This window comes from Cecembia sp. (assembly GCF_007126775.1).
Classification (GTDB): domain Bacteria; phylum Bacteroidota; class Bacteroidia; order Cytophagales; family Cyclobacteriaceae; genus Cecembia.
Genome location: NZ_SLAP01000100.1, coordinates 1 through 15944, shown reverse-complemented (window position 1 = coordinate 15944; position 15944 = coordinate 1). Strand labels below are relative to the sequence as shown.

Here is a 15944-nt window from a genome sequence, read left to right as displayed (position 1 = left end):
TATTTTTTATTATTTTTCAAAACCTTATTTCTACCGTTCCCGTAAAATCAATCAAAGCACTTAAACAATACGGTTATGAAAAAGGCAACTATATATCTTATGAGCTTGGTACTCGTGCTGGGCATGGGTATGGCTTCCGCAGACAAGGTGCACGCTTCACCTTTTGGGATGGGTGTATCTTTCCAAGTATTTTATAATGAACTGAGTCCTTTTGGGGATTGGGTAATGGACCCTCATCACGGTTATGTTTGGATTCCCTATGTAGACCGAGGATTCCAACCTTATGTAAGCAATGGTCACTGGACAATGACCAACTTTGGAAACACTTGGGTTTCTCATTACGATTGGGGATGGGCACCATTTCATTACGGTAGGTGGTTCTGGTCGGATTTCTACGGATGGGCTTGGGTTCCGGGCTATGAGTGGGGACCAGCCTGGGTAAGCTGGAGAAATGGTGGCGGCTTTTATGGCTGGGCACCAATGGGGCCCGGAATGCATGTTGGGGTAAATATTATGATCCCCGCAAGGCATTGGGTATTTCTTCCACAAAGAAGATTCAGGCATAGGCATTTCCACAGATACTTTGTACCTCATTACAATGTTGTTAACATCTATAATAGGACTACTTACATTAACAATACTTATGTATACAATAACAGCACTTATTACACTGGACCATCAAGAAGAGAAATTCAGCGAGTTACAGGCAGAAATGTACCGGTACAAACAGTGAACAATACTTCCAGACCAGGAAGGACTATCGTAGGTAACAATAGTGTCAACATGTACAGACCGGAGATAAACAAGTCCAGAAATGCAAATGAGCAGGCAAGACCTTCAAGAGCATTTACTGCTGAAGAATACCGTCAAAGGTCTACTGCACAGCAAAGAACTACTTCAAGAAACAGCAATGTTCAGGCACAGCAAAATAGACAAGCACAGGCTGCTCCTTCGCGCAATGCACAACAATCCAGGAGTAATGAGGCAGTAAGAAGTAATTCACGGGCTTCGCAAAGCGTAAATAGTGGTTCCAGTGTATCTAGAAGCAGGCAAAACAATTCCGCTGTGAGGAGCAATGGCAATACTAGACAAGAAAATAATCCTGCTGTAAGAAGCAATAGCCAAAGCAGGCAATCTGCTCCAGCTATGAACAACCGCAGTAGCAATCATAACAGAAGCAATGCAGCAGTAGGAAGCGGAAATAGTAGCAGACAAGCAGCACCAGCGGTTGGGAATAGTTCTTCCAAAAGGCAAAGCTCACCCACTGTGAGAAGCAGTACCCCGAGCAGGCAATCAAGCCCCGCGGTAAGGTCTTCATCAGGAGCTTCTAACCGTTCAAACTCAGGTACTGTCAATCGCTCAAGCAGTAACAACAGTAGATCCTCTGGAACTTCTTCAAGAGGTAGAAGGGGAAATGAATAAAAAAGGCGGTCAGAAATGACCGCTTTTTTTATTAAAAAAACCATTGATCTTATTTTTGAAAAAACAAAGTTCTCTACAATAAAAAGTCCTGAACATCCCGTTACATAAATTTTTTAATTAAGTACTTTTGTAATGCTCCAAAAATTCGCTTAATTGTTTATCAAAACGATTTTTATGAACCTAATTGACCCAAAGAAATCACTTGAAAAAATAGAGGGAGTAGTAGAGACCAAAAGCTACCTAAACAAAATCAAGCTGATCAAAAACCTATATACTAAGGGAAGTAATACCGCAGGAGAAATGTGCAATGAAGTAGGCATCAGTCTCCCTACTGTCAATTCCTTGTTGGGGGATTTGATGCAGTCCGGAGAGGTTATCAAGCACGGTAGGGCAGAATCTCAGGGTGGGAGAAAACCGGACCTGTACAAATTAGCGGATGACTCTTTTTATATCATTTCATTAGATATCAATAAATTCAGAATCCGGACCTGTATTTACAACAGTGCCAACCATGCGGTGACGGAGGTGGAAACTTTGAAACTTCCTCTTAACAACGAAAAAGAAACTTTTGATAAAATTTGTGATTTCATTTTAGCTCATCAAATTGAATCCGGATTACCTGATCAAAAGATTATTGCAGTAGGGATTTCCATGCCAGGGCTAATAGATTCTGTCAATGGCATTAACCATACTTATTTGAAATTTGGGAAAAAAAGTCTGGTAGAAAATTTCGAAGCCAGGCTTGGAAAAAATGTTTTTTTGGAGAATGATGCAAGAGCAATGACCTTGGCGGAATTTAAATTTGGCCATAATGACAAATACAAAAATGTCTTAGGAATATTTATCGGTTGGGGAATTGGGCTTGGCATTTTAATCGATGGAAAAATTTACCAAGGTGCATCGGGATTTGCAGGTGAATTCAGCCACTCTCCTATCTTTGAAACAAGCGACATAACCTGTATCTGTGGAAAAAAGGGATGTCTTGAATCCGTTGCTTCTGGAACAGCGATTGTCAGGATGGCAAAGGAAGCCATAAAAAATGACCAGGATTCCATCCTTGCAAGGTTGGCAAAAGACAATCAAAATGAAATAGAACCCTTCTTGGTAGTAGATGCCGCATTGGCCGGTGATCAAAGGGCCATCACCATACTTTCTGAAGCGGGTCTGGATTTAGGTCGGGGGATTTCTATTCTTGTGCAGCTCTTGAATCCAGAGTTGATTATTATTGGTGGCGCCGTCGCAGAGGCCAAACAATACCTCATTACTCCCATTCAACAGGCCCTGAATATTTACAGTATGGCAAAAGCAAGGGAAAATACAGAGCTTTCTCTTTATAAACTTGGAAAAGAAGTGGGACTATTAGGCGGTGTTGCGGTAGTTAATGAAAAAATATTCAACGATATTCTCGAATAAACTGGGGTAAAAGCGCAAAAAGTCAACAAATAATTTATGTATATAAAGGCAAGCCTACTTAACTGCTCACCCTTAGACGGGAAGTATCAAAATAAAGAGATGCAGCGCCATATAATGCACTCATTTCTCCCAATTCACTGATTTCTATTGGTAAATCAATTCCTTCCTTTCGGAGACCTTCACTTACCTGGTCAATAAATAAGTGGGAAGAAAGGGATATATTGCCTCCAATAACTACTGCTTCAAAACGATGTTGACGCCACTCTCTCGCTAGAAATTCGCTTAAATTTTTAGCGTAATTTTTAAATAATGGCCCTATTTCATTATTCAAATCTTTACTATCCAAAATATCTTTTACTCCAGATATCTCTCTGCCGAATTTCTTTTTGGCCCAATTGGTGAACCAAATTGTTCCCAAATAATCTTCCACCAATCCTTCTTTAAAAGGAGAGCTCCAAAGTTCAGCATCCATAACCTGCTCCCCAGCCTTATAAGCTGATCCTAAACCGGAACCCAAAGTTAGGCCAAGCAAAGTAGAAAAGTTAGCCCCTTTGCCAAATGATGCCTCACCCTGTAAAAAAGCTTCTGCATCATTGATAAACTTTATACTGGTTAAAGGCAGATCAAGCCCTTTGCTCAATTTTAATTTTAAATTAACTCCATATAGATTTTTGAATTTATCCTGTTCTTTGATTAGGCAGATTCCATTTTCATAATCGAAAGGTGCTGGCATCGCTAACGAGATCTGAAAATCATTAGGGTTATCTATGTATTGCCTAAAAATTGAGTACCATTGGGCCAAAATATCATCTTCTGAGAGACTGGAATCCACAGCCCTCCTCTCTGTATGCAGTAAGTTCAGCTGGGACTCCTTTTCTTCAAAAAGGCCAATCGTCAAATGAGATCCACCGATATCACCTGCAAGAATTTTTTTATGGGTCATTTGGGCTATTGCTAATAACTTCAAAATCCTCGCTTGGAATGATAATTAAACAGACCTCTGCTAAAAGGATTTATCTAATGTAAAGACTTTTCTAAAAAAATAAAAGTACTTGTTAAATGGAGAATTAATCAGAACCCCTTTAAGGAAGATTCTCTGATGTTTAGCTTATTGGGCAATACTACTTTTTGTGGTGGTTTACTGGGAGCCTCAGCGTCCAATTGCCCAAGAATGGATTCCATTAATTTTTCCGCAATAGCTTCTAAAGGTTGCTCAATGGAAGTTATTTTGGGCTGGTAAAGGTTAAATAAGTAGTGGTCATCAAATGAAAGGATTTTAATATCCTCTGGGATTTTTTTCCCCAACGCTGCTAAAGCCAATAGTCCCTCAAAAGCAAGGTAGTTGGTTGAAAAAAACAGCGCGTCCAATGATGGATGCATTGTCAAAAAATCCTGAATGTGAAGGGATATCTGTTTTTTTTCGATAATAAAGGGGCTGATTTTTAATGTTTCTTGGTTACTGCCTTTCTCTGTAATGGCTTCCTGAAAACCTGCCAAGCGGTCCAACATCTGTGTTTGATTTGAATCCACCGTTACAAACCCAATATTTTTACTTCCTTGGTCAATCAGATGAAGGGTTGCCTCTTTGGCACTTTTTTGGTTTTCAACCACTACATAAGAAGTATCCAATTCCGGAATCCACCTATCAAAAAGGACGAGTGCTTGTTCTTCCTCCATCAATGATATAATGGTGGTTTCAAGGTCAGGAGTAGGTGTGATAATAAAACCATCTACATTTCTCATTTTAAAGGTACTGATTAACTCTTTTGCCTTATTGACATCGTTATCTGTACTGCAATAGATGATCTTATATCCATTTTTATAAGCCTTTTCTTCTATAAGGCGAGCTATGGAAGCAAAAAACTGATTGGAGATATCCTCCACCATGAAAACGATAACCCTGGATTTCCCCAGCCTTAAACTTTGCGCCAAATGGCTAGGCTTATACCCAATTTTTTTGATATAATCAGTGACCTTTTGAGTCATCTCCTCAGAGATACGCTTTTCTCTAGCCTTCCCATTGATTATAAAAGAAACAGTAGTAATTGATATTCCTAAGGCCTCTGCGATATCTTTGATAGACGTTTTTTTCTTTGCCATGGCAATATTTTAAATTCCATTTTCAATCCAAATGGAGTAGGAATAATTGCGCTTCTTCCTAATTGTTTTTATTCATTCAGAACAAAAACCTATGCCCTCCATCACGAATTAGACATGGGGCTAAAATAACAAAACCCAAGACAGATTCCGCCTTGGGTTTAATTTTCTTTGAATTTAAATTATTTGATAAAGAGCATTTCTCTGTACTTTACCAATGGCCAAAACTCATCGTCTACAAATAGTTCGAGTTTGTCAACTGAATATCTGATTTTGTCGAAGTATTTTTCTTTCACTTCATCACAATAACCCTTAGCCCTCTTGACAACATCATCTTCTTTATTCAACTTTTTCCGGGCATCAATCATGGCATTGACATTCTCCTTCACCAACTCTATGTGCTTGCTTACTTCTTTGATCGTTTCAACAGCTGCCTTGTTATCCAAGCCAAGTCCTTTTAGACCATTGGCGTTTTCAATCAACTTATTCTGATACTGAATTGCTGTAGGAATTACGTGATTCAAAGCAAGGTCTCCCATTAATCTGGATTCTATTTGTACCTTTTTGATGTAATTCTCCAACATGATCTCATGGCGTGCATGGAGTTCAACCCCTGTAAGTACATTGGATTTGCTGAAAAGCTCAATCACTTTTTTATCAAGATAAACATCAAGGGCAAAAGGAGTACTTTTCAAATTTGAAAGTCCTCTTTTTTTAGCCTCTGCTGCCCACTCATCAGAATATCCATCACCTTCAAACCTGATTTTTTTACTGTCTTTGATATATTTTCTCAAAACATTGACAATAGCAATTTTCTTTTCCTTACCCGCCGACATTTCTTTATCAATGTCCTTGGACATATTTCTAAGAACTTCCGCTACAATGACATTCAACACAGTCATTGGTCCTGCTGAGTTGGCACTGGACCCTACTGCTCTGAATTCGAATTTATTCCCTGTAAAAGCAAAAGGAGAAGTCCTGTTTCTATCCGTATTGTCAAGAATGATCTCAGGTATTTTAGAAATACCCAATTTCATGTACATATTATCTCCCTTCTCGATCTTCACATTTCCATTTTTCTCCAGTTCGTCCAAAACACCAGTTAAGGTTGAGCCAAGAAAAACAGACATGATCGCCGGTGGCGCTTCATTTGCCCCTAATCTAAAGTCATTGGAAGCAGAGGCTATGCTTGCTCTCAACAAATCAGCATGATCATATACTGCCTTGACGGTAGCTACTACAAATGTCAGGAACTGTAAGTTTTCTCTGGCAGAATTACTTGGCTGAAAAAGATTGATCCCTGTATCTGTGATCAATGACCAGTTGTTGTGCTTTCCACTTCCATTGACGCCTGCAAAAGGCTTCTCATGCAATAAAACCTTCAGGTTATGCCTTTCCGCAACTTTACTCATCAAATCCATCAACAATTGGTTATGGTCCACTGCTTTGTTGATTTCTTCAAATATTGGAGCTACTTCAAACTGGCTTGGAGCCACTTCATTATGTCTTGTTGAAACAGGTATACCCAATTTATGCGCCTCAATTTCAAAATCCATCATGAAATCTTTCACTCTTGTTGGTATGGAACCAAAATAATGGTCTTCCAACTGCTGTCCTCTAGCGGGGTTATGGCCAAATACAGTTCTTCCGGACATTACCAGATCCGGCCTTGTCGCAAAAAGGGACTTATCAATTACAAAGTATTCCTGCTCCACACCCAAAGATGGTGTCACTTTTCTAACATTTCTGTCAAAAAGCTGGCAAATACTCACTGCGGCTTCATTTATTGCTTCTACAGATTTCAAAAGAGGAGTTTTATAATCCAAGGCTTCTCCCGTGTAGGAAACAAATATAGTTGGAATACAAAGCGTTTTATCGAATATAAAAATTGGCGAAGTAGGATCCCAAGCAGTATACCCCCTTGCTTCAAAAGTAGAACGAATACCCCCATGTGGAAAAGAAGAGGCATCGGGCTCCTGTTGAACAAGTGCTGAACCTTTGAATTTTTCGATTCCTGCATGGGCATCAAAGAAAGCATCATGCTTTTCTGCTGTAGAGCCTGTCAAGGGCTGGAACCAGTGTGTATAATGGGTAACCCCTTTGGACATTGCCCAAACTTTAACAGCAGAAGCAATTTCCTCGGCCGTTGAAGGATCAATTTTACTTCCTTTATCAATTGCCTCCATTACTTTTTTGTATACAGAAGGGGCGAGTGATTCCTTCATTTGTTTTAGTCCAAAAACCAAAGTCCCGAAGTAATCCGATATTTTCCCCGAAGGAGGGGTAGCCGTTACCTTTGGCCTTCCCTGTGCTATAAGTAGCGCTTGTTGTCTTAAAGTTGCCATTTTCTACAATATGTGGTTTAATAATACAGGTACAAAAATAGAAAATTATATTAATTTTTACGAAATAGGTGTTGATTTTACCCCTATTGATAAAAAATTTACACTTTTTTTAAAAAATAAGCCTCATTTTTAATATTAAAGCTTGTAAAAATTGGTTTTTAGTCTTTAAAAATAGAAAATTGGAAACTGAGGGATATTATATAAATTTGCAGCCTGAATTAAAGGAGTTTGGCGTGAAAAAGGTAGCATTTTATACTTTAGGTTGTAAATTAAATTACTCAGAAACATCCACTATCAGCAGGATGTTTGAAGCAAAAGGTTATCAAAAGGTGGCGTTTGATCAACAACCTGATATTTTTATTATCAACACCTGCTCTGTGACAGAAAACGCAGATAAAAAGTGTAAGAAGATTGTTAAAGAAGCAAAAAAGATTTCACCAAACGGATATGTGACCATTATTGGTTGTTATGCCCAGCTCAAGCCCAGGGAAATTGCTGAAATAGAAGGAGTAGACGCCGTGTTGGGAGCTGCGGAGAAGTTCAGACTCATCGAACTTTTAGACGGTTTTGCCAAAGAACAGGAAACTAAAGTGATCGCTTCCGAAATCCATAACGCAAACACCTTTAATAACGCCTATTCTATAAATGACCGCACCAGAACCTTCTTAAAAGTTCAGGATGGTTGCAATTATGGCTGTGCTTTCTGTACCATACCTTTGGCCAGGGGAAAAAGCAGGAGTGACAGTATAGAAAATATTCTTATTTCGGCCAGAGAGATCGCGCAAACTGATGTCAAGGAAGTCGTATTGACCGGAGTGAATATCGGGGACTTTGGCATTCAGGAGGGCAAAAGAAAAGAGAAATTTATAGATCTGATCAAAGCCTTAGACGAAATTGAGGGAATAGAAAGGTTTAGAATTTCTTCTATTGAGCCCAATTTATTGACTAATGAAGCTATAGCCTTTGTAGCCCAATCCAAAAAGTTTGTCCCTCATTTCCACATTCCTTTACAGTCCGGGAGCAATACTATACTCAGAAAAATGGGAAGGAGGTACCTTCGCGAACTTTATGAAGATAGGGTCAGTAAAATCAAAACATTAATGCCTCATTGCTGTATAGGAGTAGATGTAATTGTAGGTTTCCCCGGGGAGACAGATGAGTTATTTCTTGAAACTTACCAGTTCCTCAATGAATTAGACATTTCTTATCTTCATGTATTTACTTACTCTGAAAGAGCAAATACCAGGGCAATTGAAATGGATGGCGTGGTTCCGATGAAAAAGCGGAATGAGCGATCCCGTATGCTTCGTATCCTTTCTGAGAAAAAGAGAAGAAAGTTTTATGAGGAAAATCTGGGCAAAACCTTCACTGTGCTTTTTGAAGAAGATCTTGAAGATGGCAAAATGCATGGTTTTACGGAGAATTATATTCGGGTAGCTGCTAAATACGACCCCCTTCTTATAAATGAATTGAAAGTGGTCAGCCTATCCGAAATTAATGAGCTTGGAAATGTGGAGGTTTTAGAGCCAGAAATGGTTTACGATAAGCATTAATTATCTTTTTTCAATATTTAATTACACTTTTAGAATTTTTATAATTGAATTTTTAAACAAAAACAACATATTTTGGTTATACAATAAAACCAAATCTTATGTTACAATTCTTAAAACCAAGCGGTAGAATATCTAGACGGAAATATTTGCTCCTTTTCGTGGTGTTCTATTGGACGAACATTATTTCACTTACAAAGATGTATGATGCCTATCTTATCGGGGATATATTATCCTTTGCTGCATTTGGAATCATCTTGATTTCAACTATCGTGCTTTTGTTGATCCAATCTATCAAACGACTTCATGATATTGGCTTGGACTGGCGCTATGCCTTTTACCTCCTTATTCCACCACCGATTAATTTTATCGGTTTTATATGGCTAGCACTGAAAAAAGGGGACAAAGGTGAAAATGAATATGGGGAAAGCCCATTGGTGAGTGATGTTATTTAATTGGGCCTTGTCTTCATTAGTGGGTATTTAAAAATCTTGTATTTTTTTACTATCTTAAAATTCATTAAGTGAATTTTATATGAAAGTAAAAATAAGAGTAGGAAAATATCTTTTTTTATTGATCCTGTTCTCCATAACCGTATTTTATCCCTCTTTTACCCCCAATAAAAAGAAGTTATTTGAAATTATATCTCCTAAAAAATCGGGGATAAATTTCAATAATAAGCTTACTGAAAATCATAAAAATAATATACTTACATATGAATATTTTTACAACGGGGGAGGCGTAGCTGTCGGTGACATCAACAATGACGGATTAGATGATATTTTTTTCACTGGCAATATGGTAGATAACAGGCTTTACCTTAACAATGGTGAATTCAAGTTCGATGACATCACCAAGTCAGCGGGTGTAGCAGGTAAAAACTCATGGACAACAGGCACGGCCATGGTAGACATCAATGGAGATGGATTGTTAGACATATACGTGTGTTATTCCGGAAACGGGAATACTGAGAGCAGGAGGAATGAGCTTTTTATTAATCAAGGGGATTTGACTTTTAGAGAAGCTGCAAAAGAATATGGCATAGACGACCCATCCAATAGCACGCAAGCGCTTTTTTTTGATTTTGACAATGATGGGGACTTAGACCTTTTTTTATTGAATCATCATATAGAAGTTATCAATGAGATAGAATTTGATCAGGCGCGAAAAGTGAGACATCCTTTAGCAGGGGATAAACTCTACAGAAATGACAATGGAAAATTCATCGACATCAGCGAAGAAGCAGGCATTAAGGGAAGTGCCTTAGGTTTTGGATTAGGAGTGATTGCTTCAGATATCAATGGAGATGGATTCTTGGACATATTTGTAAGTAACGATTACATCGAACCTGATTATTTATACATTAATAATGGAGATGGAACATTCACAGATGTGATGCCAGAAATGATGCAGCATATATCCCACTTTTCCATGGGCCTGGACATAGCTGATATCAATAATGACGGACTAGTTGATATTTTTACATTGGATATGCTACCGGAAGACAATAAAAGACAAAAATTGCTCTACGGACCTGAAAATTATGAGCAATATGCACTGATGATCAATAGGGGCTTCTTCCACCAAAATATGCGTAATATGTTGCATATCAATCAAGGAAATGGGAGTTTCAGCGAAATCGGTCAATTGGCTGGCATATCCAATACGGATTGGAGTTGGTCAGCACTGTTTTTTGATATAAACAATGATGGATATAAAGACTTATTTGTCAGCAATGGGTACTTCAGGGATTATACCAACAGGGATTTCCTAAAATTCAAAGGGGATTATTATTTCAAAGCAGCTGTAGCAAGGGAAAAGGCAGATACTTTACATGTGGTCACTTCTATGAGTTCTACGCCTATTCCCAACTATCTTTTTGAAAACAATGGCAAGCTTCAATTTGAAAACGTTTCCTCGGATTGGGGAGTAGATATGCCCAATTTTTCAAATGGTGCAGCTTTTGCAGATCTTAACAATGATGGTCAATTGGACTTAATTGTAAATAATGTGAATGGTCCTGCCTCGATTTATAGAAATAGATTAACTGAAAGTACCGGGAAAAAGCCTAATTGGGTTCAAATACAGTTAAAAGGGGAACTTCAAAATACTACGGGAATCGGGGTAAAAGTAGAAATACATCACAATTCCGAATTCCAAATGGCAGAACAAATGCCAACCAGAGGCTTTCAGTCTACAGTTCCACATAAATTACATTTTGGCTTAGGGGATCATACAGAAATTGACTCCTTAATAGTGACATGGCCTGGAGGGAAAATGCAGGTACTAAAAAATATCAATAGCAATCAGCTCCTAACTATCTATGAATCAAACGCAGAAAATGTTTCAAGGATTTCCAAAGAGATTTCTCCTATTTTCAGCACTTCAAAGGAAGTAATTCCCTTCCAACATGAAGAATATGGGTTTAACGATTTTAAGAGACAACCATTGCTCACAGAGATGCCCTCTTATATTGGTCCGATCATTGCCTTTGGAGATATCACCGGCAATGGGACAGAAGAAGTGTTCGTTGGCGGAACAAAAGATACTCCAGGGAAAATATTTGAAAGGAAAACTGATCAATGGGTAGTTTACGATGCATACCATGGTGGATCAGACTACACTGATGCAGGAGCAGTATTTGCTGACTTCAATGGAGATGGTCATTTAGACCTGTATGTAGCAAGTGGCGGTTACCATGATTACCTCTCCACTGATGAATTCCTTCAGGACAGGATTTATATCAATGATGGGATGGGAAAACTAACGCATGCTCCGGATAGGCTCCCTCGCTTAAGAAGCAGTGCCTCTTCAGTAGTAGCTGCCGATTTTAATGGTGATGGTTTACCTGATATTTTTGTCGGAGGAAGGATTGTTCCTGGGAGATACCCAATCAGCCCCCAAAGCTATTTATTGATTAATAATGGAGAAGGTTTTTTTGAAGATAAAACTGAACAATACCTTCCAAGAAGTGGCAAAATCGGGATGGTCACTGCGGCAGTTTCAACCGACTTAAACAAAGATGGGAAAAGCGATCTTATAATTGTTGGTGAGTTTATGCCCATTACCATTTTGATAAATGATAACCACGCAAAATTATCTGATGAAACTGAAATTTGGGGAAAACCAGAACAAATAGGTTGGTGGAGAAGCATCGTCGCCGGTGACTTTACCAATGATGGGAATGAAGATTTCATTGTGGGTAACTTTGGTTTAAATTCTCAATTAAAAGCATCCAATGAAACTCCTATCAGTCTCTACTTTGCAGATTTTGATCAGAATTCCTCTATAGATCCAATCTTGGTCCATTATGTACAGGGCAAACCTTATCCTTTTGCGAGCAGGGATGAAATGCTTGATCAGATGTACAGCCTTAGAAGTAAATTTACAGATTATGCTTCCTACGCCGAGGCAGGTATTGACCAGGTACTTACAAAAGAGCAATTGAAACAAGCCTCCATATTAAAGGCTAATGAAATGGGCTCTGTGTTCCTTAAAAATTCAGGCAGCAAATTGGAAAGTACGATATTACCCATCGAGGCCCAGTTTGCTCCCGCCCAAGCTGTTTTACCGATAGATTTCGATGGAGATGGCAATCTGGATTTTATCCTTGCTGGTAACCAGCGACAAATCCGTATAAGATTGGGAGTCATGGATGCTAACCAAGGGCAGTTGTTTAAAGGAGATGGAAATGGTAACTTTACTTTCATTAACCAACAGCAATCAGGGTTCAAAATAAATGGAGATGTAAAAAGTATCATTCAGCTTCCTTCCTTTCCTGAGGAAGTCCATTTTGGAATCAATGGTATGGGTATTAAAACTTATCAGTTCAATAAATAATGCTTTCCGTCAAACAAACATATCCATCAGGACCGAGTCTAAGGACTAGTATCTTATCAGTGCTTTTTTCATTTTTCACAATTAGTTTTTCCGGAAACATTATTGCGCAACAAAAAAGCTTAGACATTGATATCTATGTGGACAATTTGTTTCACATTACCGAAGTTATGGTAACGGATGTTGCTTCTCCACCAGCTGCAGCAAGATTTTATGCATATACAACACTTGCTGCTCAAATTGCCTGGTCTGAAATCACCAATTCATCCTACCATCGGCAGCTCCTTTCCAAAAGTTTGATAGGGAGTTTAGATCTGGATAATCCTCCCTCCGGTCTAAGGCCGGAATTTGTTTCAATATACAGCATGTTGGAAGTAGGTAAAAAAATCATGCCTTCTGGAAAAACGCTGGAACAAAAACAACAGGATTTTATAAAAACCGCTTTGAAAAAAAGGTGGATTTCAAAAAAATCGCTCAATCTACACTTAGATTATGCAAAATACATCGCTACTGAGGTCATGAATTTAGCAAGTACAGATGGCTACAATTCCCTCAGTACTTTGACGCGTTATTCCCCAAAAAAGGGAGATGGTTATTGGTACCCTACTCCTCCTGCTTATATGGCCGCTGTAGAACCTGAATGGAGAACGATTAGACCCTTTTTTATTGAAGATATTCAGGATTTTAAACCATCACCCCCAGCAGCATTTAGCTTAGAAGAAGGAAGTTCTTTTCATAATCAGCTCATGGAGGTATATGAAGTGACTTCAGGTTTGACGGAAGAAGAAAAATTAATAGCCAATTTCTGGGATTGCAATCCCTTTATGGTACAGTATTCAGGACATATGGCGATAGGCATAAAAAAGATCTCACCTGGAGGGCACTGGGTAGGCATTACGGGTATTGCGGCACAAAAAGCCGGATTGGACTGGCAAGACACTTTGTACATCCATGCCTTGGTTTCTATGGGGCTTCATGATGCTTTTATCAGTTGTTGGGAAGAAAAATATGACTCTGATCGAATAAGGCCCGAATCTGTTATCCAAAAATACGTTGATGAAGGCTGGAGACCCTTATTGCAAACACCGCCTTTCCCGGAATACACCAGCGGCCACAGTGTGATATCAACTGCCACCGCAAAGATCCTGACTGCCTTTTTTGGAGATGATTTTGACTTTATCGACACTTCAGAAGTCTATTTCGGATTACCGGAGCGGGAGTTTTCCTCCTTCCTCCAAGCATCTGAAGAGGCGGCAATCAGCCGCTTATACGGGGGAATCCACTTTAGAGATGCTATTGAGGAAGGAGTAAAACAAGGAGAAAAAATAAGTGATTTAATTTTAGAAAGGATCAATGCACAGGTAAGCCTTGCAGATTCACCGGAATAGCAAAAGGGTTTAAAATTTGATCCAGTATCACAGCTGCCTGCAAACGGTTCAGGCGATGATTTGACTGGAATAAATCGCTTTCAAATCCCGCATCTAACCAAGCTTTTCCAAGATCTTCCATGCTAATTTTAGGATCAATTTCTTTGAGCAGCTCCATTAGGAAGTTGATTGTTAGCATTTCTCCCGATGCAGACCAATAATTGGACAAACTAGCATAATACGGTCTCAACCCCTCTGCTAATTCAAATTCAGAAACTTCTCTTTCAGGGTAAAACCAAGTCTGATTGGCCCATTTGAAGGGAACTCCAAACCCCTTTATTATTCCAGTTGCCCCTATCCTTTGGATAGCCTGAAAGTGCTTATGGTCTGGTTTTACATCAATAAACGGCATGATGTAAGCATTGGAGTTCAGTAAATTTTGCTGTACAGACCTTACAGAAATTCTATGAAGGTCTTTGCCTTCCAATATAGCAGTCGCAGCCAAGGCGCCTGCTGCCTGTCCAATACCAAGCACCACAGGCTGTAATCGGCTTGCTCCGTTGACAATATTGGAAACACCAATATTTTTCTCAGCCACTATAAAATGGGTAGATCCTTTAGGAATTAAACTTCCCAAAGGAACATTGTAAGAAGGCACCCGTATTTTGATAAAATCAATCTCTGGTGCTTCCGGATTCATTTTATGATGATGGTCAATGGTATAGTCCCCAACGGCAATTCCTGTCCTAAATAAGGGTTCTGACTGTCTAAAAGGATCCAGGACATGGGGAAGTGTCAGCATACTTTCTGTCAATGTCCTTCTCGACTCCCGATGATAGGGAATAAAAGGCAGACGATCTTCTGTAGGGTACTCATCATCAGCAATTCCTAAGTGCTTGAAGCCTAACTCATGCTGAATGTAATAGACAAATCGTAAAGAATGCAGTTTGGCTTCCTTCAATACCTCCAGTCTTTCTAAAGGACTTAATTCAATGATATTCATATAAATATCATTTCCGCAATTTGGCCAATTGATCATATATTTGCCATTAGGCAACTTTCCATAATTGAGCATTTTTTGACAATCATTGGTAGGATCATCAAATAACGTTGGGTCAGCATGGTCACAGGCACAAGCGAAAATCGTTGGATCATACCCTTCCGGCCGAGGGATAGTCATATCATTCCCTATTCCAAAATCTTTTAAAGTAACCACATATGTAAGGTCTTGGACAATGTCATTGGCTTCCTCAGGGGCATAGTACTCTTCAAACCTTTCCTGATTGTCCATTCCAACAAAGTATTCAAAATCCAGAGCAGCCATTACATCTCCCAACTCTGTCGCATCGATTAGCATTTTGGCATAAACTGCCCTCTCCTTGTTGTCCTGTAAATAATAAACTTTCCACTTTCCATCTTCAAACTTGACATCCTTCCAGGTTACATGATGCAATACTGTCAATGAAGGTTGGCCCTTAACCCAATCTTGTAAAAATCGATTCCCAATAGAAGGCTCAAACAGCGTATTGGATACCCAACCTGTTTCAACAGCTTCAGGTCCGCCATAATGGGCATAAAGTTTCTGCCTGAACTCTCCCCAAATCCCGGATGGCATTCGATGATTCCCGTCAATAGCTGATACCCCCGCAGCAGTCAGCATGCCTCCTAGCCAAGGTGACTCTTCCAATATCATAGTTTCTACCCCCATACGGGAGGCTTGAATACCTGCAGAAACCCCACTGGCTCCTCCACCGATGATTAATAGCTGAACCTCTTCCTGAGCGATTAAAGCAAAAGGAAAACAAAAAACGAGAGTAATTGCTTTAAGGTATTTAAATTTCATTTAGAATATTTTAGTTTTTTATATTTTAAATTGCAGTTTCCCGATATTAAATTAAGACTAAAAAAGGGGC

At 39.1% G+C, this 15944-nt stretch carries 10 protein-coding genes; 6 read left to right on the top strand and 4 right to left on the bottom strand.

All coding sequences use genetic code 11. The features are described 5' to 3' along the window. The first annotated feature begins 75 nt into the window (after positions 1-75). Together QZT73_RS06390 and QZT73_RS06385 are read left to right on the top strand one after the other, a co-directional pair. The gene (locus QZT73_RS06390; RefSeq protein ID WP_291787245.1) at positions 76-1422 is read left to right on the top strand and encodes a DUF6600 domain-containing protein; all 1347 of its coding nucleotides are present in this window, start codon (positions 76-78) and stop codon (positions 1420-1422) included. Positions 1423-1596: 174 nt separating this feature from the next. Beyond that, on the top strand, positions 1597-2835 hold the full coding sequence (locus QZT73_RS06385) for an ROK family protein (RefSeq protein ID WP_291778019.1): 1239 nt from the start codon (positions 1597-1599) through the stop codon (positions 2833-2835). A 58-nt stretch (positions 2836-2893) separates the two neighbouring features. On the opposite strand, the gene QZT73_RS06380 is transcribed toward QZT73_RS06385, so the two are convergent. The 3 genes from QZT73_RS06380 to QZT73_RS06370 all read right to left on the bottom strand — a co-directional run bounded on the left by QZT73_RS06380 (position 2894) and on the right by QZT73_RS06370 (position 7277). Beyond that, positions 2894-3802 carry an ROK family protein gene (locus QZT73_RS06380; RefSeq protein WP_291778018.1) on the bottom strand — a complete coding sequence of 303 codons (909 nt, stop codon included), beginning with the start codon at positions 3800-3802 and terminating at the stop codon, positions 2894-2896. Positions 3803-3906: 104 nt separating this feature from the next. Further along, positions 3907-4935 (bottom strand): LacI family DNA-binding transcriptional regulator, encoded by a 1029-nt coding sequence (locus QZT73_RS06375; protein WP_291787243.1) that lies wholly within the window; start codon positions 4933-4935, stop codon positions 3907-3909. A gap of 179 nt (positions 4936-5114) precedes the next feature. Next, complete coding sequence (locus QZT73_RS06370; protein ID WP_291784818.1) at positions 5115-7277, bottom strand: glutamine synthetase III; 2163 nt, start codon at positions 7275-7277, stop codon at positions 5115-5117. 233 nt (positions 7278-7510) lie between these two features. On the opposite strand from QZT73_RS06370, the gene mtaB reads away from it, so the two are divergent. From mtaB to QZT73_RS06350, 4 genes are all read left to right on the top strand, one after another. Then, positions 7511-8830 carry a tRNA (N(6)-L-threonylcarbamoyladenosine(37)-C(2))-methylthiotransferase MtaB gene (gene mtaB, locus QZT73_RS06365; RefSeq protein WP_291784820.1) on the top strand — a complete coding sequence of 440 codons (1320 nt, stop codon included), beginning with the start codon at positions 7511-7513 and terminating at the stop codon, positions 8828-8830. Positions 8831-8928: 98 nt separating this feature from the next. Then, positions 8929-9282: a DUF805 domain-containing protein gene (locus QZT73_RS06360; protein ID WP_291787240.1), complete on the top strand. Its 354-nt coding sequence runs from the start codon at positions 8929-8931 to the stop codon at positions 9280-9282. 79 nt (positions 9283-9361) lie between these two features. Further along, positions 9362-12667, top strand: coding sequence for a VCBS repeat-containing protein (locus QZT73_RS06355; RefSeq protein ID WP_291787238.1), 3306 nt, complete (start codon positions 9362-9364; stop codon positions 12665-12667). Between the two features lie 167 nt (positions 12668-12834). Next, positions 12835-14052, top strand: a complete 1218-nt coding sequence (locus QZT73_RS06350) for a vanadium-dependent haloperoxidase (RefSeq protein WP_291787236.1) — start codon at positions 12835-12837, stop codon at positions 14050-14052. Here QZT73_RS06350 and QZT73_RS06345 read toward each other — a convergent pair. Next, complete coding sequence (locus tag QZT73_RS06345) at positions 14015-15874, bottom strand: FAD-dependent oxidoreductase (protein ID WP_291787235.1); 1860 nt, start codon at positions 15872-15874, stop codon at positions 14015-14017. The genes QZT73_RS06350 and QZT73_RS06345 overlap by 38 nt on opposite strands. Between the last annotated feature and the right edge of the window lie 70 nt (positions 15875-15944).